Genomic DNA, 24,201 nt, shown 5'->3' on the forward strand with positions numbered 1-24,201 from the left:
TAGTGGAAATTATTGACAATTACTTTTGCGAATGATATAATCACAACATAATCAATTATTATGTTGTATCGTGTAGAAAATAGTCCCGTATAAGACCGAGATTTTGAATTCTCTTGCGGTGTACTTCTCCGCTTTCCGCTGTATAAATACGCGCGGTATTTATACTCGAATGTCCAAGAATATCAGAAAGACGGACTATATCCTGATAAACAGCATAATATGTTTTACCAAACAAGTGTCTTAGATTATGCGGAAACACCTTGCTTGCAAGCACTCCTGCTTTAATGCAAAGACGCTTCATCTCTGCCCAGATATTACTCCGATTAAGTGGATTTCCTTTTCTGGTAACAAACACAGCTCCATTTTTAATATTCTTTTCCCTAATGTACCGCTGTAACATCTTACACAGCTTGCTCGGAATGAAAATAACACAATTTTTTCCCTTGCATTTAATGCTTGCAACACCGTTTTTCACTGCATCTACCGTTATATATGCCAATTCGGACACACGGATTCCGGTAGCACAAATTGTCTGCATTACAAGATACAAACGTGTTTTCCCCTGTTCGTAAGCTGTTTTAAGAAGTATGTCATATTCCGCTTTTGTAAGCTCACGGTTTGGTTCAATAAATGTGTTTTTCTGAATTTTAAGACTTTTTACCCTGTATTCCGGATGATTTATCCATCCAAAAAATGAATTTAGCGATGATAATACTGAATTTACACTTTTAGGCACATATTCACTCTCCAGCAATTGCTTATATTCTTGAACAACCGCTTTGCTGATTTGTTGTCCGTCAAGCCACTGAACAAATGCGGTTACATCATGAGTGTACTTCATCACTGTCGCTTTTGACTTTTCCTCCAAAATAAGGTAGCTCTCAAATTCCTTAATTTTTTGTAACATCAATAATTTCCTCCACAACCATTATACAATATATTTTTAAATTTGTCATATACCAAAAAATGGTTATAAAAAACAAGGCACATTACAAAACGGTTTTTAGCCATTTCGCAATGCGCTTTATATGCTTATAATAAAATCTTTTTTATCCGCAATATATTAAATATTGAAATTAGTTATGTGTCTGCATATTGAATATACTTCTTACTATATTGAATATATCACTCATCACAGAATACACGGTTATATTTAAGAAAAAAAGAGAGAGAGATATTCTTATTATGGGGTGTTCACATGTACCCGTATATTCTGAGATCAACTATATATTTTTTATTTATTTAATTCCTATTATTTTACCAACGCTTGCAATTTGCGAAAAGCAAACTGTAAACTACTTCGATGTCCTCTGTAATAGTTTTCTATGCTATGTTCTTATTGAAAAGAACTATATATCATATTATATTGAAATACCTCAATGCATACTCAATTCCATCATCTAATAAATTCTTGGTAACAAATGAAGATAGTTGTTTTAGTTTCTCTGGACTTTCACCCACTGCAATACTATTTGGCACTGCCTCAAGCATAGGAATATCATTCATACTATCGCCTATGGCATAGGCATCTGATAAATGTATATGATGATACCTGAGTACACGATCTATTCATGTTCCTTTTCTCATCATACCACGCAAGCAGCTTATCAAAAGCAAAATTATCATCACTTACGTCGGGTGACAAGTTCTTACCCTGATTTTCAAAACGTCTTTTAAGTTTCATAAAGCCTTCAAATGAGCGGCAGCGTTTATCGGTAAAAAATGATTTTGAATGTTCATACATTGGTGTCATATCGCACTCATATATTAGTTCTGCTACACTATCACATAGTTTTTGCGGTAATTTATGCTGAAATATTACTTCTTTGCCACACTCTATATACATTCCACATCCACATATATAACCATCAAAACCTATATCTAACAAGCGCTGCTCAATATTCATAATAGTCCTACCAGTATCAACATACATAAGATGTCCATTTGCCTGTGCTTTATGAATTGCGTTTATAGCGCTTTCCGGGATTATATATGCCCCATCATCAGATATAAGTGTGCCGTCCAAATCAAAAAATACTATCATTAGTGCCTCTCCTTAATTTTATTTTCTCTATTATTATATATTAAAATAAAACTCTTTACAAATATTATAAATACGTTTTAATTCAAAATAGTATTTATTCCGTCTTGTATTCAAAAAAATCGAAATCCGCGTAATGCTTGTGTTTGACTCTATCCGCACAGGTAATACCCACCATTGTTCCTGTAAACTCACCATACCGGCAGTATTCATCCGAAAATTTCGTAGCATCAAATACAGGACCGATTGGTATATATTTTTTTCCGTCAAGACTCCACATAAATTGCATTTTACGACCGCGTACTTCTACTCTCATATATACAGGGACATCCTCAACTGCCACACGTGTATCAAGCATCTCCGCTTTTTCGCCGTTTTCAATATGTATAATCGACAGCGCGCTTTGTCCAAGTGTTTCGCTATAATATTTACGGAGATTGATATAGTTCATATTATCATAGTAAAATATCAGACCGGCGCTCTGATGAGGCATTTCTGGAATATATTCCATTTTTGTAGTTACAGTCGCATAAGTGCTTGTGAGTTTTCTTGCAAGTATGCTTACCTTGTTTAATGATGTTCTCGACTCCTGACCTCTAAGGCGCACATAACCCTTTCTTGCGTTTATATCTGCAAAGCACGATGGCATAATACGCGGCGAGTAATACCAACTGCCGAGAATATCACTGTCAAAATCATCAAAATCAGGAATTTGACTCACCGGATATTCCTCTAATGCGCTTTCCTCCGTATATTCCTTTGCAATATTTGTTCCATCGGTCATTCTGAGCCATCCCTCGTCAGTCCATTTCATTTTTTGAATTGCTGTTTCACGTCCTAAAGTACAGCGCAGTTCCGGAACAAACGGTCTTGCGCACAGATGAACAAGATAACTTTCGCCATTTGGAAGATCTACAAGACTTCCGTGTCCCGCCTTTTGAAGCGTAGTATAAGGATTAAAATATTGAGGCTTTAAATGGTCAATGTTATTCCGTTCGTTCGTTTCCACCGGATTTGAAGTCACCACAGGACCATTCGGGTCTTTTTCGTATGGTCCCCATATATTCCTCGATCTTCCCATTGTGACACAATGATTATAACCTGTTCCGCCTTCAGCGCACATTATATAATAATATCCGTTTTTCTTATACAGATGCGGAGCTTCAATACAACCTCTGTTAGTACCGCCGCGCCATATACGTTTTGGATAGCCTATAATTTCTTTCTTTACAGGATTATATTCTGACATTGAAATCACACCCGGCTTTTCGTAGCCCTCTCGTGTTTCCCACTCAAGTGACACTATATATTTTCTGTCGTCATCATCGTGCAGGATTGACGCATCAAATCCTGCCGAATGCAGATAAACAGGCTCGCTCCAAGGACCTTTTATATCACTTGCTGTAATAAGATAGTTGTCAACCTCAAAATATCCTGCATTCATTGAGTTCATTACACCGTAAACAACATAGAACAGATTCTCGCTTTCGCACCATGTCAAACACGGCGCCCATATACCTTTCGAGGAGGGAAGTTTTTTTAAGTCAACAGTTTCATCATCAGTGAGTACATGAGTGTAAAGTTCCCAATTTTTCATATCCCTTGAATGGTAAACAGGTATTCCGGGAAACCATTCAAAGCTTGAAACCGCTATATAATAATCGTCATCTTTGCGACAAATACACGGATCCGGATTAAAGCCCGGAAGAATAGGATTTTTAATCATTTATACTTCATCCTCTCATTGTTCTATACTCATCGTTTACATAATCAAAAGCCAAGTTCTTCTCCAACAACTACAACACTGATACGTCCAGGGAATTTGTAACATCCGTCAATAATGCTTATTACATTACATACTCGCATTTCGCCTGTACAATCCTCACATCGGCAGGTTTCATCACACGGATTATTATGATGTATTCTTTTAGAATTCATTGGAGCAACTGATTTTGCGCGCTTAATTCCTTCTGCCGCATCTGCAACAATTTTATTAGCGCCAACTACAACAATTACTTTTTTGGGTCCGAAGCCTATACATCCTACCCTGTTTCCGGTGCAATCTATATTTACTATCTGCCCATCCATAGTTATTGCATTTGACCCTGTCACAAACACATCTGACAAGAAACCCAGACGATATTTATGAAGTTCCTCTTCCCACGACTTATTCGTAAAGCGGTCAATAAATTTATACTTTGGACTTTTAATTAAATCAAGTATTCCTGTTTTCTGAAGCGTTACGCTGCCGCCTACGGCAATTTCAGCACCTTCCGGAAGCATTTTCTCAACCATTTTTTTTGCATCTTCGGCTGTATCGGCATAATGCGCATCAAATTTGCGTTTATTCAAAACCTCTACAGCGTCTTTTGCCCTGCATTCTAAACTCCATTTTTTTATTTCATTCATTCTTGATTGCCAGCCTTTTCTTTAATCTATTTTGTAATAACTGCTTATTTTCGTTGGAACTCGCTTTTTTAAAGCTTCTCCACCGCTATTTCTCTTATATATATGTCAGGTCCGAAAACTCTCATATCTGCGCCGTTATTTTGTTTGTTATTAAACGAAGCGTCTTCAAGAACTACAGACTGCGTTTTCCATTCTCCGCTGTTTGTTCTCGGTTCAAACATACTATTCTTATAATTTCTTGCATTACCCTCAAACGCTTCATCTGAAGAATTGTAATGTATCCCGAATTCACCTGTACCCTCGTCAAGATAGGTTATTGTTACTTTAACCCTGTTATCCTCCGGCGCAATATATGTGTCGCTTATCTGGCAGTACATATATTGATTTTCAGGAATAAAAACACATGCCGTTTCCTTTTTTAGTTCGGACTTTGTATAAGAATCGCCCTTAGTCGGGTCAGTGTTAAGTGTTATGTTCATAAGATTATAGAAATAATCCTCGTTGAATATTATTCTTGCGGGCGGCTCAAGAGACATATTATATTCCTCCAGAACATCAGTCTCCTTGTTTAACTGCTCGTTTTTAATTACGCCTTTTTGAAGCAGTGAACCAAGCAATACATTATTCGTCTGATACGGGTTTGTGAAAAGAGCTCGGTATGACAGGAATACAAGCTCATCATATGTAATCGGGCTGTCTAACTCTACACACATGCTTTCATCCTTATATAATCCTGACTCAACCGCTATTTTTTCGCAGTTTGCGTAAGCGTCACCCTGATATCCCAAAGCGCGCAGTAAAATTGCGGTAGCCTCGCGTTTTGTAATTGTCGCTTTTGCGCTAAATGTTTTGTCACCTGTGCCGACAGCAATACCCATTTCATAAGCTTTTGATACATACGGAACAGCCCATGACGATAAATCAGTAAACGGATTTTCTGCATTATCGTCAGCCTTTTCGCCTAAAACGCCTATTATCGCCTTTACTGCCTGCTCACGTGTAACCTCGTTCTCAAGATTCATTACAAATTTATCAGCATTTTCGCCATCCAATAGTCCGAGATTATACAGATTTCTTGCGTATAAATCGTATTTTGAACCGTTTACCTGTGAATTTATAAGTGAAGCGTCCTCTGTTACGATTACATCGTCTATATAAATCTTGTAATCATCTGTGCCTTTAGCCTTCAAAATAAGTCCTGTAATATTCTTTCCTGCCACAGATATATCTGTAAGAGTGTTATAAGTCCACTTCCCATTCGCGAAACTCAGGTCGCTGTATAATACATCACCGTCAGCTGTTTCAAGTCCAACGCTTAATTCCGCGCTGCCGCCTGCCAGATATGCGCTTATTCCTATATTTATCTTTTCCGCGCTGAAATCAAGTTCGGACAGCTTTGTCAACATTTCGCCTCCGCCGCCCACTCTATTAAGCTTCAAGGCATATCTGCCGTTATATGTAAGTTCATCCTTTACAAGCTCACCGTTGCCATCTACAGGCTGCGCATCAAAATATTTCTCAAAACCGCTTCTGAAATAAACAGGACCTTCACTTAACAGCAGCGGCATTTCTTCTGTAATTTCCTCTTCGCCGCGCAGCACTTTTGGAATATATCCCGCAAGCCGCATGTATAAATCCGATGAAGTGTAACTTCCGTCTGCGCTTGCTGTTATAAAATATTGATCCTTAGGAATCATAGACGAGTCCTCCGCAAGCTTTAAAATTGCAGTACCCTCGTCATATTCGTCAAACATCGCAATGTATCCGCAGTGTATATCTTGCTTTGCAATATTATATGCCTGACGCCACATGAAATCCCCTGCGCGTCTCGGTATCTGATTTCTTACCGCGTTATCCTTCCAGTTTGACCACGAAAATCCGGGAAACATTACAGGCTGATACGCTATACCCTTTTCGTCAAGATATGCCTTATCCGCTGCAAGAATACTCGCATCACTGTCAACATCACTGTCTGTTTTTGCACTGCCGACAGACCACGGTGACAGCATATCAAGCTTACAGAATGCTTTCTCCATAGCTTCGTCCTTCGCTATCTGATCTCTCCAGCTCTTTGAAACACCGCCTATTACATAGCAGCCCTTATCGTGAAACCAATCGATCAGTTCGGAATACTGTTCTCCAGTACCTTCGCGTATTCCCAAACCCCACAGACATACAACAGGTCTGCCATTATCCTTTGCGTATGACGGCGAGGAGGTAATATCCAAGTCGTTAAGAATCACCTGCTGCCAATCCGCCTTTAAATCTTCTACGAGATTTTCCTCGCTAAGACCCGATATATCATACATTACATAGAAAAGCTCGTTATGCTTTTCTGCCGATGCCTTTACGTTTTTCAGTATATCAACGCTGTTTTTAAATCTTTCCTCAACACCGTTTATTGTAACCGAACCAAATCGCTGAACCGCAACTCCGTCAATGCCGTAATCGTGCATCATCTCAAAATGCTTATCTATAACACCTGCGCGATACGAAGAAAACAGCTTTGATTTTTCACCGTTTCCAAGTTCTGCAAAATATGTTTCTTTCAAGTCCTCCACGGAGTAATCTCTTACATCAGGATACGCGTCAAAGGTCAAATGTCCAACCTCCGGTCTGCCCCAATGTACCCATTCATTTCTCGGTGAACCGTCTCCTTCCGTGTTAAACCATGCCTGATAGCCAGCTATAACCTTATCCTCTATCGTATCCTCCGCAGCATACGCGCATACTCCAAGCGCTGCACTGAGCGCTGTTGCCGCCGCAATCACTTTTGTTATTTTTTTCATTAGATATGTCCCCTTTCTAAATTTGAATAGAAAAGAAAGTATTTTATCGGCATCTTCTTTTCCCAATATTTATTTTGCAATCATAGCCGCGCCGATTATTCCCGCGTCATTAAAGGATTGTGCCGTTACAATTTTTGTTTTAGGCATAAATTTATTGAAGCCGTTTGCTGCTGCATATTCGCATACAGGCTGCAAAAGATACTCGCCCTCCCTGCTTATTCCTCCGCCTACAGATATAATGTCGGGCTGCAATACATTCTCTACGCTCACAATTCCATCCGCAACATACTGAGCATACTGCTTTACAACAGCCTGCGCAGCTTTGTCACCCTGCTTTGCCGCATCAAAAGACGTTCTGCCCGAAATTTTGCCTTCTGCCTTGGCGATTTCATGCATAAGGCTTTCAGGATTTTTCTCCATTGCTACTTTAGTCTGACGTATAAGCGCCGTTACCGAAGCATACGTCTCCCAGCAACCACGTTTTCCACAAGTACACGGTTCTCCGCCCGAAACAAGAGTAATATGCCCTGCTTCGCTCGCAGCTCCGTTAAAACCGCGAAACACCTTCCCATTCAAAATCAGTCCGCTGCCAACACCTGTTCCGAGCGTTATAAACATAAATATAGGAACATTGTTACCACTCACAATATACTCTCCCATAGCGGCACAGTTTGCATCATTATCAATCTTGACAGGCAAATTAAGATATTTTTGAAACTCCTTCGCAAGCATATAATGCTCCATTTTTATGTTATTTGAATAAATAACCTCGCCTGTCTCAAAGTTAATTGTTCCCGGACAGCCTATTCCGACAGCCTCAATATCGTTCAATTCAAGCTCCGCATCCTTTATAAGCTGTTTTGACAAAAATACCATATCCTTTACAATTTCATCTGTAGGTCTTTGAGAAAGCGTCGGTACTGAAGACTGCACAACAATTTTTCCATCTTCTCTTACAATGCCGGCGGCTATATTTGTTCCGCCAAGGTCTATTCCTATATACATTATTACGCTTCCTTTCTCTCAACTCCGACTGTCAAAATCTCATACGGTTTTACCTCGATATTAAAGTATTCGTTATCTTTTGCGGCAATATCCGTAAAACGCTGTTCGATGATATTACTCTGATATAGGTTGTTTATTACTTCTGTCTTCTTTATCGTCAATACAGTAGGCTTATCACTCAAATTCACCCATCTGATAATAATATCATCAGAATCCTGTTTTGCTTTTAGTCCTGTAAGCGTCAAACCTTCTCCACTCCAGTCAAGCATTGAATATTTATCCGGCATACTGCCTTTATGCAAGCTCGTTGTTGCAACAGGCATATCCACACGGAACTGATAACATTCTTCATAGGCTTTGCTGTTTATAATATTTCCGCTGAACGGCACAATTTCTATTTCTGTCTCGCTTATGCCTATACACTGTGCCTCAGGTGCCGGGAATACTCCCCAATCACCCATTTCGCCCGTAGCTCTCAGAAGTGTTATTGCAAGCGTATTATTCATGTCGGGCAGCATTTCGTACTCATAAAGACCAATATTAGCAACAGCTATGCCACTTTCGCCGTCGTCTATACTCACAAATCCCTGTTCATGCTCGCAGGCGCTCGGATTATCCCAGCAAGCATTATGACAATTATTTCTCGTAACAAGCTCAAATACAGAATCTGCACTATGTACCTTGGAGTCTATACCGGTCGGCACCATTATTCTGACTCTATGATCCTTTGCCCTATTGTCAAATACTATTTTTATTTTTACGCCTTTTCCATGCTTATCAAGAGATACATAAGTTTCTATTGTAAGCTCGACAGTATTTTTACTTCTTCCGCCTTTTCTTTCTTTAAAAAATACCATGTGACGCTTTTCGTCCTCAAATGCTTCATCGCCTGCTTCGGGAACTGTTATTGTATTTGTAATCTTATAAACAGCTCTGAACGGTTCGTTCTCTACAAGCTCAATTTTAGCATTATCTCCCTTTGTTGTTATCGGCTCTGTTCCTTCAGGCATCTTATACATATACTCGTTACCTATGTCGCCTGTTTCTTCATAATAACCGACACCTCTATATATTCTGCCGCTCATCTTATCGGTTATGTCGAGAGTTCCGTTGCCGTTTATCTGCACGCTTATTACACTGTTTTCCATACGGTTTTCGCCTGTGACAAGTGTTTCCTTTGTATCTATATCACTGCCCTCTGCAAGCGCATATGTTCTATATCCCATTACGGGTACATTCTCTGCTTCAAAAGTTATACGCACCGTTCTTGCCATATACGGCTGTCTGAACTTATCCTTAGGTAAATCAAAACCAAATGTTACACCTAAATCCTCAAGTCTGAACGGAATTGAACTGCCGTCCGCATCAATAAGTTTGTATTCGGGTACGGTAATCTCGTCTATTTCATATGCACATTTTTTAAGCCAACCTGATTTACGCACTATATCCAAATCCACCGATATAACGCCCGTTCTCTCTCTGCCAGTTGTATTAAATACCGAGAACGGTATAGCCTCACAATATTTTTCAAACACAGAAGTATCAATTTTATCTGCTATATAGCTCTTTCCTTCACTTATAAGATAATCAGCCACTTGCTTGCTCTTATTAAAGCGCGTTACCATTTCTTGCTGTACCTCGTCAACACTGCAGCAGCAAATACTATCATGCGGATGATTCTGCATAAGGGTTTTCCATGAATATTCAAGCTCGTCAGCAGGATAACTCTGTCCAAAAAGAGACGATATAACGCATATAGGCTCAGCTTCATTTTCAAGCGCCGATTCGCATTTTCGGTTCATGCGCTTTAAATATACATGTGAGGATGCGCAGTTAACAAGCGTTGTCCAGCCATCGGTATCCTGACTTGTAAGCTCGCCTTTTACTACCGTTAAATCATCAGAAAGATTATCATTTAATGCTTTTATATAATCAGGGAAATTGGAATGTATGAAGTTTATGTCCGGATATAACTTTGACGCGGTTTCAATAGCTTCACCTATATCCGTTTGAACCGGCTGATGATCGCAGCCGTTCATCATCAGGTATTCATCCGTTGAGGCAAATCTCGCAGCATTCTTAATGCGCTCATTCCAGTATGCCTTTGCAGTTTCCACATCTGTCGGGATTTCATTGCCATTATTATACCAGTTAGCAAATAAAATTCCGAGAATAGGCGTACCGTCCGGCGACTGCCATATCATTTCAGAATATGGTGATTCATAGCTGCCATTTGCCTGAACTTCGTTATCAAAACCAACAGGACGCACACCTCTGCCAAAAGTAACCGTCTCCATTCCCGCCTGTTTTAAAATCTGCGGCATCTGCCCTGCATTGCCGAACGCGTCAGGGAAATAACCCATTTTACACATACCGCCGTACTTTTCAGCAGATTTCATACCTATAAGCAGATTTCTTACGTTGGATTCTCCGCTTGTATAAAATTCGTCCTGCAGAACATACCAGGGACCTATAATAAATCTGCCCTCTTTGACATACTTAATTAACTTATCTCTGTTTTCCGGCTTAATCTCCAGATAATCGTCAATCACTATAGTCTGACCGTCCAGATGAAAGCTCTTAAAGGAACCGTCAGTTTCAAACAGTTCCATACACTTGTCAACAAGCTCAACCAATCGCATTCTATGTTCCTCAAAAGGAAGATACCACTCTCTGTCCCAGTGTGAATGTGATATTATATGTATGTTTTTACTCATTGTTATACCACCTTTCCGAATATTTTCAAAACATTTATGTGAGTTTGTTATATTTGTTATATTGATATTATACCATTATATCATATCAAAGTCAACATGCATTTGATATTTTTTATATCAAATGCACAGATATTATTCATTATTTCATATATAACAATTACAAAAAAAGATACGCATATCATAAAAGCAGTATGCGTATTTCCTTTGAGTAATTCACTTCAACATCCGCTTTTTTATTGCATAATAAATTTTATTTTAAAAGTTGTATTTGATTTGTAATCTACAAAATAGAGCACATCGTCCTCTGCCGCATGATTTTGCAAATGCTCACTGCCTAGTATCGGAGTTTCATCACATTCAATCACCATACTGCCTATAGCAACTTTTCCGTCTGTTATTTTAGGCTTTATTACCGAAACAAAGCGCTCTGTTATATCATGCTTTGAGTCATCATTAAATTCAAAAACGTCGGTAAGTTCAATATAGTTATCATTCAGATTGAATTTTCGTTTAAGTCTTTTTATGACACCAGCATACGCTTCTGCCATATCCAGTTCAAAAACTCCAGCTCCATTCCATATGACCTTTCCCTTGAAACTCTGTCCGGCGGATTGATATTTGCCGTCTATTATAGGAACATTATGTCCTCTTGAAGAATTACAAAGGTAATCATACCGTCCTTCATTAAAATACTCGTGAGTGTATTCGCCTGAACCAAAATCCGCTATAAGCTGTCCTTCTTCACCCGCGATTATAAAACTGCCGACATCATTGTGATTATGATTTCCGCCGTTGCTGCCACTTTTTGCCGTAAATGCGAATTTTGCTTTACGATTTATATACCATTCCGCATCCTTAAAATAGCTTTCTGATGGTTTGGCTTCTTTGAGTCCCGCCAAGTTTTTATCAGTCCACATAAAGGTTCTCGTGCAGGAAAGAAATCTGTAGCAATGGTCTACTCCTGACGAAATTTTGTCATTTATAATTCTTATATCGCTGCCATAACGATTTCTCAGATAATGTGCAAGTCCGGAATGATACTGTTCGTGTCTTACGCAATCTCCGTAGCTTATTACACTATTGTCCGTCAAAAACATATTCTGCTGACACATAGCAATATTTTTCACCTTTGAATTATTCATAAGATCCACGCCGCAGCGTTCCTTATACAAATCAGCAAAGCCTGTAAAATACCAAAATCCATAATTCCAATAACCTAAGCCCTCAGTAGAAATTCCATCGTCTCCAAAGCCCGAAAGGTATGACTTAAGCGCACCGTTAATGCGTTTCTCTACCAGATTAAATTTTTCAGGGAACGCATAAAGAAATGTCATTCCGACAGCTCCGCCGCAAACCGCAGCCCAATTATGATTAAATGTTTCCCAAGGGAAAATTTCTTCTATAAATGGATTTATAATACGTGTCTCTACCTCAACTCTGATTTTTTCGATAATATCCACAGGCAATTTACTGCCGAGAAATTCGCATATCTCCGTGAGCGCATGACCTGTTTCCGCAGAGAACAGGTCAATCACACGTTCGGGATGTAACGTCCCCTCTGACATATGTGCCGGAAATGCCCAAGTCTTTTCAGCGCATATATCATTTATAATTCGTAAAAGCGTCTCAAAATGTTCATCTTCACCGTAAATAAAGCACATCATAGCCGACATTAGCAGTGCGCCCCGACGCACAAAATACTTTTGTTCATATTCCTGTCGCTGACCTGTTGCATAAAAATAGTTAAATAATTCCTCAGTCAGTTCAGGCATTTCCATATCTCTGAATTTTTTGTACTCTGACCTTATATAAGCTAAATTTTTCTCTAAACAAGACATATTTTTTATAGCCTTAAAATCATTTACCTGCATACTTTTACCCCTTTATAGAAAACACCACAGAACAGATAGCTCTGTGGTGTTTTATTCTGCATTATTCTACTATTTTATTTATAATTTCAATTGATTTGATAAGAGTCCCTCCTGTTGCAGCGTTTGTTACAAACTGTATATACGAATCGCGCTTCGTTGAGCCTCCGACCATATAGAAATTATCCAAATCCACTTCAGCAGTTATCCATTCGCCATCTCCGCTTCCAAGCACTATTCTCTGCTGATTGTCTTCCGATGTCATCACCAAGCCGTTTTCTTCCTCGTTAAGCTCGGTACATTTTATAAACATCGTACCCGCGTTCTTTTTATATGTTACTCGTACCTTTATAGGAGTTTTTACACCATCAGATACAGACTCACTCTTTTGCGTAAGTCCGAGATAACGGTAATCCGGTACTATAGAAAATTCCGCGCGCTCATTTTCCTGTGATGATTTTATTCTGATACCATATGTGCCGTCATCAAGTTTTTCAGGTACAAAGGAGGTTACATCGTTTGTTTTCCACGTTGCAAGCGAGCTGTTGAACATACCGTTATACGCTGTCAAGCCCGAACGAATGCCTGTTGCTCCTGTCGCGCCCATATCCTCGGTTCTGTCCTCATGTTCGCTGCCGTCAAACAACTCAACCTTTGAAATTTTGATAGTACCGTCACTTCTGGTCAATCTGATAGTTATATCACTGTCCATTCCACCAAATTGAGCATCCGGAATAAGAACAGTAGTTGTTTCCCAGCGGTTTGTTCCGGCTGTATAGAAATAGTGCGCGCCGTCTATAGCGGTATTTATCATTGAAACTCTTACAGGTATATCAGCCATGCCGCCATCATGATATGTTATGGTAACAAGTCTGTCCTTCTGACCTGATACAACATTTTTGTCAACCGCAAAATGAAGTGATTTATCGGTTCCTGTTATAGTAGCCGCCCCGTCGTCAACTGTTATTCCCTCGTCAGCCGTCATTGTAAGCGCTTCTGCATTATCGGGGTCAGCAAAGCTATATTCTCCCAGCTTTGTGCTGTAATCACGGTAAGTTACCTCAATTTTGCCGATAATTATATCCTCATTCTCAGGAACAGCCGAAGCAATAAACTGAATAGGGCTGAATGTGGATTCTGAAGTTCCCTTAACATAGTAATCATCAATATTAATCTTTACTGTTTTCCATTCGCCGCTGCCTATGAGTGAGAGCGAAGCGTCATTGTCAGGCCAATAAATGCTGCCGTCTTCTGCCTTTTTCTTTGCACCCTTTACATAAAGCGCACCGTTTGTGTTGTTCGCGTAGTATGTAACCTTAACTGTTACAGGTCTTACCTGCGCTGCATTTTCCTCGGTATAATCCTTTTCACTTGGAAGTTTCGCATTGCCATATGCCTGACCCAAAAAACGATAATCCGGTACAAGCCTGATTTCTGCGCGTTTATTACCGTTATTAACATCAGTTGAGTTTAGCTTAATTGCTTTCTCGCCATCAACCTCGGCAACCTCTACGCTCATTTTTTCATTTGCTGTGCTTAACGAAGCCATTGTAGTGTTAAGCATATCATCTGCAACAGTTACACCTGAAACAATACCGTTCAAATAGTATCCGCCTACTTCATATGACGGACAGTCTGAAAGCTTTACATCTGCTATTGCATATTTCAGGTTATCTGCTGATTTAAGCTGAATATCTTCAGCATTGTTATTGAATGACGCGTCAGGTATTAATACCGATGCTGTTTCCCACTTTCCTGTTCCGGTTGTGCTGAAATAATGCGCGCGGTCAATGGCAGGATTTATCATTGAAACACGCATTCTCAGCTTATTTCCGCAGTCATTATACTTAAAGATTACAAGTCTGTGTCCCTTGCCTGTTACAGCTGTATTGTCAACAGCAAGTTTTAAAGTATTAGCATTTGACTCAGTTGTAAACGCTTTTATTCCGTCAATTACTTCCTCCTCAAAGCCCGTTGCAGTTGCTCTCATATTGCTTTCAGTTCCATTAGCAAAATCAACCTCAGCGGCAACCTTTTTAAGAGTTGACGCGGTTATTTCGCTTATAGTCGGCTCTGTTCCTCCTATATGCGCTATTAGTCTGTATTCATACTCAGTATCAATTGTAAGACCGCTATCTTCATAGCTTCTTGCCGGCGCATCAACCATCTCTACAAATTCACCGTCTCTGTAAATGCTGTATGCCTGCGCATTTTCTACCGTCTTCCACGCAAGCTTTATTGAATCAACTCCTGCAGAAATTGCGCTGAAATCATCTGACAGATTTACAATCTGAATCATACGGATATAGTTTGTATCATTATCAAAGTTAAGTCTTAAATCATAGCCGCCGAGCGCATTTGCGAATGCAGCGTCCTCTATAATATATGTATGTGTCATCCAGCGCTGTTCATTCAGCTTTTTACGTACAACCACACCCTTATTGTTTGTACCGTCCGCCGCATTGTACTGCATACGAATATTATCAAATCCAACCTCATCAAATGTAACCATTACAGCCACTCTGCTGTCAAGCTCTGAATTGATATAGTTATCGTCAACCTTAAGCTGAATATACGTTCCGCCGACTGTATTTTCAACCTTCAAGCAGTTCAATGTTGTTTCGTCCTGAAGAGGCTTATGGTCTTCTTCTATAGATACAGGACTGCCTTCTCTTGTATGGAGTACCGCCTGCATTTTTTCTCCTGTGACTGTATTGCTTGAGCCATCGTCAAATGCGTCAAATACAACCTTAGCACCCTCTACAGACTCCGCTCTAACTTCTGCCTTTTCCGACTCATTACCGCTTGCGTCAAAGGCTGAAACCGCATATTGATAACTTTCATTTACTTCTATCATTGTATCAGTATATGATAGCGCATTACCTGAAAGTGAAGCTATTTTTTCGTAGGTACCGTCCGTTCTTCTGTATACATTATAACCTTCGACAGCAATATTGTCCTCTGCCTCGTCCCATGCAAGCTCTATACCGTTAATTGTACTGCGTACAACCTCAAGATTTTCAGGAGCTGTCGGAGCAGTATCCGTATCGGCAAGATTATATGTTCTTGAATACGGTCTCATCCCCTCGATGCTGTCCCATACAAAAATCTTTGCGGTATAATTTGACACATCCTCCGCGTCAATTCCTACCGAAACAGAAATTTCTTTTCTTTCTCCCGCAGTTAGCTGAGTTGTATCTGAGGAGTTAACCTCCTTTAATGAACCATTCTCGTAGAGAGCAAGCAGAACTCTTACATCGCTCGCCTCCGCGTCGTCATTATTTACAACCGGGACCTTAGCAGCAAATTCGCCCTTACCCAGGAAATACACATTTTGATTATTGAGCGTAAATGACGGTGTTCCGTCAACAGATACCTTCTGAGTGAAGCCTGTTTTCATCATACTTGATGAATACATCGCTTTGTCGCTATCGCGCGTTAGTGCATAGTATTCTACTCCGTCAGCAACTACATCTGCCGGAATAACCGCTGTATATTCATCATTTTCCTTTACGGTATCCATAGTCTTCCATTCTCTTGCCGTATATGCAGCATTGTTTTTACTATATACGAGCTTTACGGAAAACGGATCTGCATCAGAATTTACCTTTATATGAACTTTATTTGTACCATCCTGTTGCAAAACAGTTTTTGTTATTTCCGTTTTTGACGGAGCTGTTCCCTGCCCCTTAAGGTAATAATCCATAAAGGTATATACTGAGTCACTTCCGCTTATACTTTCGTGACTCGAATTATAACTCCATACGTGATTTGCGCTTGCCGCATTACCCATATTTGCTGCTTTATTCAAGGTAGCTTCAACTGATTTGGGTCTGAAGAAGGTGTCCTTTGCCGCAGCGTCCATATAGTAGTTTGCCGTTATATTTTCAAGATAAGCCGAAGGATCAAGATAGCTGTACCATTCCTCAATGGCAAACTCATCTTTCGGAAAATATCCATTGTCTGTCCAGAAGCTCTCGTACTTTGTGCCATCAGATGTAGGACCGTAGAAGCCCGAACCGTACTGCGAATAAGCTGCCTTTACCTTGTCGCCGAGAATACCTGTTACAAAGGTCGTTGAGTATCCGCCCCATGAGCTTCCCATAATGCCCATTTTGTCTGTGTCTGTCTTTGAATTTGACGCAAGATAATTGAACGCCTGTATTACGCCTACTTCAGCGTCAACAAGGTTAGAGTTCTTCGCTCCGCCGTCCTTTTCCGTAATATTAAAGCGGTAATTGTCATTTCCTATGTATTGTCCGTCCGAGCGTGTTTCCTCAACGCCATTTACTGTGACCGTTCCCACACTTCCTGTCAGCGCAGGAATGTCTATTGCCATTGTTACATAACCCTTTGCCGCAAAATCCTTTGCGCGTTCCTTAAGCGTGTCGGCTGTACCGCCGCCGCCATGCAGAAATAATATAGCAGGGTATGTTCCTTCTGCTGCCGGCTCATACATATATGCGAACATCTTATTTTTTATATTTCCGTATTCACTCTTTTCGGTTATATTATTTATAGTCTTATATTCGCCGTCATTAAGACCGCTGTTGCCGTTATCTCTTGTGTAGAACTGCGCTGATGATTCTATAATATCAGCCGTAACTGCGTCACTCCCAAGCACTTTCTTTGATGTATGCAATATTGTTTCCGGCTCTTTAATCTGAGACTTCAAAACAAGCTTTGTATCTACATACGGCGCAAATGGGTCTCCGAAATCATGCGCGCCTTCCTGATGGTCTGCCGCTAATGCCGTATTAAACATACCTAATGGCATCAGCATTGAGGCTGATAACAGCCATGAAATAAATCTTTTTTTGTTCATTGCTTTCATATCCTTTCTTAATCCTCATAATTTCTGAATGCCGATGCCGGCAAATCATCATTGTTAAACAACGTTGCGTCTGTCGGAAGCTTGTAATAACCGTAATTAACATATTTCGGTTCACTTATATCATCACTCCATACAATGATACTCTTATTATCATCCGCAAGCTCATAGCCAGATACCGTCTTAAACTCTTTATCGTCACCCGCAAGCGTCATACCGACAAGTGTGTTGTCTTTAAGCTTAAGTCCATTCATAACAGAATAGTCCTCAAAGGTGATTTTCAGCGCTTTTGTACCGTCCTCTGTTGTCACCTGCTCTACGGCCTTGAATATCGGTCCTGTATATTCAAGATTTTCCTCATTATATACAAGCTTTCTCGCCCACAGGCTCAATCTTCTGCCGACCTCACTCTTATTTCTCGGGTGAATATCCTTTATGTTGTCAGTATTATCTGTAATAACCGCCATACCTACATTTTCAGGTTTTCCGTTAGTGGTATTCTTGCCTATCATATAGTTAAACTGCGCCTCGCGCATAGCTGCGTATTCGCCGCCCGGATTATCAAATGCGGCAAGCTGAACATACATAAACGGAAGACTATCGTCATTAAATACCGTGCGGTAATCACTTACCATTGATTCCATAGCCTTTGTATATGCCGGCATAGTTATCTTGCTGCTGTTGGCATCAGCTTCGCCCTGATACCAAATCACTCCGGCAAGCTGAATACCTTTTCCTGTCTCACTGTTTTCCCAGTTTGTATATGGATATATCAGTCTTTTATACAGCGCAGAATTACCAAACTGTGCGCCATTGCCATTATCCACCTGGTTTACAAGGAATGTTTCTATGCTTGCGCCGCCGACTGCCGAGGATATTAAGCCAATCGGAATATGGCCGTTGTCGCCATACAGATGCTTTCCGAAATACGAAGCTGTCGCCGAGAATTTAAGGTCCTGTATGCTTTGAGTGTTTGACTGTTTCCAGCCGACAGTGTCTGTTTCCCAATAATTTGATACCGTATTGTTTTCATTTGATATAATTCTTATATTTTCATTATCAAGCAAGCCGCTGTCAACATCATTATGGTAGTCAGTCCAATACGGATATTCATAACCGTATCTCATATTTGATTGTCCGGCACACAGGTAAACATCACCAAATATAATATTGCTGATTGTAGTTGTTTTTGATGTTGCATCACCCGCTGTAGCTGTAAGTTCAAGAGTGTAAGTTTTGTCTACCTGATACGATTGTTCAGGTAATGTTATTGTCCAGTCACCTGCTCTTGTTGCGGCAGATGTTGCAGTATTGCTTGCTACTTCTGCGCCACCTTCATCTTTAAGTATTGCCGTTACCGTTGCCGACTTATAGGTTTTATCGTCATTCCGCGGCGTACCGTCAAGTCGTCCCCAGATGTTAATTTCCTTATCACGCTGGATAATCATATTATCCGTGAACATTGACGGCATATGTATTTCAAACGGTCTTTCCTCCGGTCCATCCCATTGCGAGATTTCGATTGACTTGATATATACGTGTCCATACATACCGCTGGGGTATGAGTTTATCGCAATGTCAGACAGAACGTCATTCACATTTATACTGTGGCTGTTTTTTCCGCAATATGCCACTTCTCTGGTGTACCACTTGTGATTTCTCGCCATACTGCCCGACTCCAACTGAAGGAAGTTTTTCCAATAGTCGGAGTTTGCATTGGCAGGCTTCACTGCGTTCAGCTCAGGATTATAACCGGTAGTATTTGCAGTTCTCTGAAGGTTCATTCTTATTGTAGAACTCGGATTAAAGAACTCTGCGCCCCATGTAATCTTTAGAAGATACCAGTTGTCCTCCTCTGCATTCATAAGACCGCTTTTATCATCAAATTTAAGTCCCAAATTAGAATTTAGAATGTCGCTCGTTGTTATATTGTCGCCCGTCTTAGGATTAAAATTCCAGCAGGAGCCTTTTGTAAGCACCTTTGTTCGGTCATTTTGATCCAAAATTCCATCCACTCTGCTCATATTATTAACGTAACTTACCGACATATTGTAGCCTTCAAGCTCTGTACTCGGTTCGCCGCTGAATACCAATGACGCTGTGTTTTCCTTTTCCATTGTCTTTAGCGGTGTCAAAGCGCTTTGAGCAACAACCTCTCCTGCGGCATTATAGCCCTTTACAATATATCCGTATTCACCGCCAGAAACAAGCGGAATTCCCTCATATGCCTCATAGATCTTTGTAGTATCTCCCGCATCACTCAAACTCTTCGTGGTGTCATTCAAATCCGATATATAATATCTGCCATTATCCTGTTGACTGTAATCAGCCTCATACGGACCGTACTGCGGTCTTTGTGCACTGCCTTTATCAACATAGCTTGTCGTTGATACTTCTCCGTCGGTTTCAAATTCCACTACGCCATCCATTACACGCTGAACACGATAGTATTTCGGAGCGTCTTCCGCTTCGCCGTCATATGTCCACGTAAGACCTATGCTGTCATACGTGGTGTTGTCATCATCACGCACAACTGTGATATTAGGGTCAGCAAACGAAGGAGCATTGGGTGCGTCTTTATCCGCTTTATCATATCCGAACGCCTTAAACTCATAGAAGCTGTTGTATGGATTGGTTCCGCCACCGTTAACAGTAGCACCGCGTCCGCAATATTGAATATATCTCGCATTTACTTTTTCAAATTCGAATCTCTCGAATTTAAGTTCCTGCGTTTTTCCATCACTCGCATAGGTATTAACTTTCTTCCATTTTTGTCCGTCATTGCTGACCTTTATATCAAAATCATACTTTCTTGCTGACGATGCATAAAAGGCAATATCAACGGAGCTGACACATCTTATTTCTCCAAAATCGAAAGTTACCGTATTCTCAGGCTTTGCCGTTGTCACCATAGCAGACCAGCGGCTTGCATCAGTTACAATACCGTCTATCGCCTGAGAAGCATAACCTATGCCTTTGCCTGAATCAATGCTCTCTGCATTTGCTTCTGCCGAGTTTATTTTCAGCTCCTTAAATACCTGAGGTGCATTCGGATCCTCTATTGGCTCTTCTGAACCATATATCTCAAATTCCCAGAAGCTGTTATAATCGTTATGTGAACTATTAGCCACTACTGTCGAGCCGCGTCCTACATATCTTACACATCTCGCATTTACAGGTTGATCAAATACAAAATCCTCAAAGTCGTTTGTAGTACCGCTGCTTGTAAAGGTCTTTACCTTTGTATATGTACTTCCGTCTGTGCTGACCTCTATATCAAAATCATACTTTCTCGCATTGCCGAGATAGAACATAATAGACGCTTTCTCTACACCTCTTATTGTACCGAGGTCTACTGTCAGGGTGTTAGTTGTTTCAGCGCCTTGTACAATCGCCGTCCAGCGCGTGTCAGGCTTGCCGTCTGCCGCATACTGCTCGTTTCCGTCTGTAAGACGTGAGCTCGCTGTAACTTCTTTAATTTCAAGCGCTCCATTACGCTGGGTATTCGCTTTGAACGAAAGCGTATTTGACACCTCGTCAAACTCTCTTGCAAGCCCAAGAGTTTCCGCCAAAGCTGCCGAGTCAACCATAACAACGCCATCTGATGTTATGCTGTTTCCATCAGTAAGAGTGAGTGATTTTTCACCCTTTGTCATTGTGCTGTTCTCATATGTCATACCAAGCTCTGATGCTATATATTCTGCGCTTACATATACCTTACCGTCCTGCTTAACAGGTCTTGGATTCTCCTCTGTATACTCTCTTACAAGCACATCATTAACCTTAAGATAAGTGTAATCATCCTTAACATTTGCATTTGACGTCAGGCTTTTTGAGAATAACCATGACAGCAAATCCGGTTCCTTAAATGTCTCAATCTGTACCTCATGGCTTATGCTTGGATACTGAGTGTATCTCACATTCGTTGAGCCTGCCTCCTTAAGAGCCGCCACCATTTCCCTTGAGCCGCTTAAAGGAACGGTGTCATCAATTTCACCGTGATGCGCCCATACAGCCATTGTTTTAAGACTTTCCGCCTGTGTCACATCACCTGCGGCGCACTGCGGTATTGCCGCCGCAAACATATCGGGGTTTCTCATAATCATATCCCATGTTCCGTAGCCGCCCATTGACTGTCCGGCTATATAAACTCTGTCAGTATCTACGCTGAAGCGATTTTCAAAATCAAGAATAATATCTTTTGCCATACTCAGCTCATCGCTTACAGGAACTTCGCTTACCTTATATGTTCCCTTGCCCCATGGTGTGTCAACCCATTGCTCACCTTCAGGACACTGCGGAGCGACAATTATACAAGGATATTTGTTTATGTTCTCCTCACTCAACAGTCTGTCAAACAGCGGTTTCGGGTTATTTAACTGATTTTCATTGTCGTTTCCGCGTCTGCCTGCGCCATGAAGATACATAAGTATCGGATACTCCTTACTGCTGTCATAATTGACAGGCAGGATATATCTGTACGGCATAGCATGTTCGTACTTTGTACTGTCCTCATAGCTTCCATAGAGGAAGTCGCTTGTTGTTGCCGAGGTTTTTATATCTATTCCATTTATATTTATACTTTTGCTCTCACCTATCGGCTGCATTTCACTAAGGCTATTCCAGTTGAAAAGTTTAATTGTTTTGCTGTTTTCCGAAGTGATAAATTTTACTGTAGTAGCCTTGTCAATTTTATCTACAATTTTACTCTGTTCAAGTGCGCCGTTTTTGTCATAAAGCGCTGCAATTACAACACCGTCCGTATCGCCGTCTATTGTAACTCCCGCTTCCGTATTGGTTCTCAGTTTATCAATTATATTTATAGTTGACGGAAGATTTTTTGTTGTATCTCCGTAGTAAGCAGCTATATTCTTACCAGCATCTGCGCCGACTTCGTTATATACCGACTGATGATAATGGTATAAATCCTTCATACTTGCCTGATTATCGGCAAACTTTTCCGATACCATTACGAAACGATCATCTGCAGCGCAAAGTTCTGACTGAGCCTCAATATATGGGTCATATTTACCGCTTGTATCATTCTTGTGTCCGATTTGTACCATAAAGCATTTCTCAATGCCTTCGTCTATCATAGCCTGCGCCATATTCTGCGTCATTTCCTTATAGTCCGCAATAGGAGTTGACACATCTGCATCACTTTCACCCTGACACCATACCATAAGCTTGCGTCTTACGGTATAGCCATTCTTTTTAAGAAACAGCTTTGCCGCCTTATAGCGCGAAACAGCATCGTCAAGCGCCGGACTGCCGGGCTGCCAAAAGCTTATCTGACTACCGCCCTTTGAGCATGATACTCCGACCATAGGAACTCCGGTATAGGAATAATATTCCTCCATAAGCGCCGATACCATCGAGCCGCTTTTTGAACCCAGCTCGTTAACTCCGCTCGCCGCATTATTCTCGTTAACTCCAAACGGTTCCCTTACATCATACAGCTTTGCAGGGTCGCTTATCGCGCGGAATTCATAGCCGTGTCCGCTTTGACAAACCACACTGTCCGCCGCCTCTCCGCGTCCTGCCATGTTGCTTTGCCCCATAAACATTACAAGGTCAACCTCGCCCATATCCTCTACTTCTTCCACCTCAGTGTCATAGCTTCCATATCTCATATCTGACGGAACAATGGCAGAGGTATATACTCCTATGTAGCTTAAAAATGTTGCGATTTTGCCGTTATTTCTTCCTGCAACTCCCTTGTCGTTCGTATTGAACTTTATATGAGTTGCTTTTACAGGATTAAATGCGGCAGTCAGCCAGCCTGAAGCAGTATTTCCGGATTTAAGTGGTTTCCAGCCTTCTGTATTTGCATGTACCTCGGTGCTGCTGTTTATATATGAGATTTCATAATTCTTTGCAAAGAAGTTTTGAAAAGCCTTCGTTTTATCATTAAAATACGAGCCTATCTCAAATCTTGAAATCTCTTTTTCTTCTCCAAGCGGAATTATGATATTAGCTTCTTCAAAATCATATGTTTCAGGGCTTGCACTTCCCCAGTAAATATATGCACAGGCAGAAATATCCTTCTTGTTAAGTCTTGCATCCACGACGTCGGTTGACGATTTTATGTCTGTACCGTCGTTTTTTTCAAACAGCATTGAGCTTCCCTCCGGAGCAATGTCTGTTGTTTTGCTTATTTTTATTGTCGCTTTTGACATATCTTCATCCGAAACAACTCTTACATAGCGTGTGTTATAATCCTTGTAAACGTAGCAATTATTAGCTTCGTTGAAGCTGAAATCAGCAGCCGCGTTTTTTTCAGTAACATTGCTTGTAAGCTCAGTCCATATTTTGCCGTCCATTGAGCTTTCAACGGTGTATTCATCAGGCGCGCTGCCTCCAAAGTCAATGTTAACTCTGTTAAAATCTGTCGCCGCACCCATATCCGCCTGAGCATAATACATAGGCTTTGTTACAGTATCCGCGCTCACAGGCAGCGCGGGCACGCTGCTCATAAGAGCTGCCATTGCGCATACCGCCGCAACCGCTTTGTAGATATTTTTCATCATTCTTCCTCCTT

At 40.8% G+C, this 24,201-nt stretch carries 11 protein-coding genes; all 11 read right to left on the reverse strand.

The features are described from left to right. Positions 1-58: 58 nt before the first annotated feature. Positions 59-907, reverse strand: a complete 849-nt coding sequence (locus tag ACSAMO_RS02845) for a tyrosine-type recombinase/integrase (RefSeq protein WP_118447008.1) — start codon at positions 905-907, stop codon at positions 59-61. Positions 908-1,356: 449 nt separating this feature from the next. Next, complete coding sequence (locus ACSAMO_RS02850) at positions 1,357-1,506, reverse strand: HAD family hydrolase (protein WP_499209806.1); 150 nt, start codon at positions 1,504-1,506, stop codon at positions 1,357-1,359. Position 1,507: 1 nt separating this feature from the next. Then, a complete protein-coding gene (locus tag ACSAMO_RS02855) occupies positions 1,508-2,044 on the reverse strand; it encodes an HAD hydrolase family protein (RefSeq protein WP_117967627.1) in 537 nt (178 codons plus the stop codon). 94 nt (positions 2,045-2,138) lie between these two features. Further along, positions 2,139-3,767, reverse strand: coding sequence for a glycoside hydrolase family 43 protein (locus ACSAMO_RS02860; protein ID WP_117967629.1), 1,629 nt, complete (start codon positions 3,765-3,767; stop codon positions 2,139-2,141). A gap of 44 nt (positions 3,768-3,811) precedes the next feature. Then, on the reverse strand, positions 3,812-4,450 hold the full coding sequence (locus ACSAMO_RS02865) for a lactate utilization protein (protein ID WP_117967631.1): 639 nt from the start codon (positions 4,448-4,450) through the stop codon (positions 3,812-3,814). Between the two features lie 68 nt (positions 4,451-4,518). Further along, a complete protein-coding gene (locus tag ACSAMO_RS02870; protein ID WP_117967633.1) occupies positions 4,519-7,239 on the reverse strand; it encodes an S-layer homology domain-containing protein in 2,721 nt (906 codons plus the stop codon). A gap of 69 nt (positions 7,240-7,308) precedes the next feature. Beyond that, complete coding sequence (locus ACSAMO_RS02875) at positions 7,309-8,244, reverse strand: ROK family protein (protein WP_499209807.1); 936 nt, start codon at positions 8,242-8,244, stop codon at positions 7,309-7,311. A gap of 2 nt (positions 8,245-8,246) precedes the next feature. Continuing rightward, positions 8,247-10,961 (reverse strand): alpha-mannosidase, encoded by a 2,715-nt coding sequence (locus ACSAMO_RS02880; RefSeq protein ID WP_499209808.1) that lies wholly within the window; start codon positions 10,959-10,961, stop codon positions 8,247-8,249. A 233-nt stretch (positions 10,962-11,194) separates the two neighbouring features. Beyond that, positions 11,195-12,832, reverse strand: a complete 1,638-nt coding sequence (locus ACSAMO_RS02885) for a heparinase II/III domain-containing protein (protein ID WP_117967637.1) — start codon at positions 12,830-12,832, stop codon at positions 11,195-11,197. Between the two features lie 61 nt (positions 12,833-12,893). Further along, on the reverse strand, positions 12,894-17,654 hold the full coding sequence (locus ACSAMO_RS02890; protein ID WP_499209809.1) for an alpha/beta hydrolase family protein: 4,761 nt from the start codon (positions 17,652-17,654) through the stop codon (positions 12,894-12,896). A 17-nt stretch (positions 17,655-17,671) separates the two neighbouring features. Further along, the gene (locus ACSAMO_RS02895; protein WP_499209810.1) at positions 17,672-24,187 is read right to left on the reverse strand and encodes a sialate O-acetylesterase; all 6,516 of its coding nucleotides are present in this window, start codon (positions 24,185-24,187) and stop codon (positions 17,672-17,674) included. Positions 24,188-24,201 lie beyond the last annotated feature (14 nt).

It is taken from the genome of Ructibacterium sp. SJQ-7, assembly GCF_054696575.1.

Bases quoted from the DNA above. Each gene is read 5' to 3' on its own strand.
- ACSAMO_RS02845 (WP_118447008.1), bottom strand. From the start codon at position 907: ATGTTACAAAAAATTAAGGAATTTGAGAGCTACCTTATTTTGGAGGAA.
- ACSAMO_RS02850 (WP_499209806.1), bottom strand. From the start codon at position 1,506: ATGAATGATATTCCTATGCTTGAGGCAGTGCCAAATAGTATTGCAGTG.
- ACSAMO_RS02855 (WP_117967627.1), bottom strand. From the start codon at position 2,044: ATGATAGTATTTTTTGATTTGGACGGCACACTTATATCTGATGATGGG.
- ACSAMO_RS02860 (WP_117967629.1), bottom strand. From the start codon at position 3,767: ATGATTAAAAATCCTATTCTTCCGGGCTTTAATCCGGATCCGTGTATT.
- ACSAMO_RS02865 (WP_117967631.1), bottom strand. From the start codon at position 4,450: ATGAATGAAATAAAAAAATGGAGTTTAGAATGCAGGGCAAAAGACGCT.
- ACSAMO_RS02870 (WP_117967633.1), bottom strand. From the start codon at position 7,239: ATGAAAAAAATAACAAAAGTGATTGCGGCGGCAACAGCGCTCAGTGCA.
- ACSAMO_RS02875 (WP_499209807.1), bottom strand. From the start codon at position 8,244: ATGTATATAGGAATAGACCTTGGCGGAACAAATATAGCCGCCGGCATT.
- ACSAMO_RS02880 (WP_499209808.1), bottom strand. From the start codon at position 10,961: ATGAGTAAAAACATACATATAATATCACATTCACACTGGGACAGAGAG.
- ACSAMO_RS02885 (WP_117967637.1), bottom strand. From the start codon at position 12,832: ATGCAGGTAAATGATTTTAAGGCTATAAAAAATATGTCTTGTTTAGAG.
- ACSAMO_RS02890 (WP_499209809.1), bottom strand. From the start codon at position 17,654: ATGAACAAAAAAAGATTTATTTCATGGCTGTTATCAGCCTCAATGCTG.
- ACSAMO_RS02895 (WP_499209810.1), bottom strand. From the start codon at position 24,187: ATGAAAAATATCTACAAAGCGGTTGCGGCGGTATGCGCAATGGCAGCT.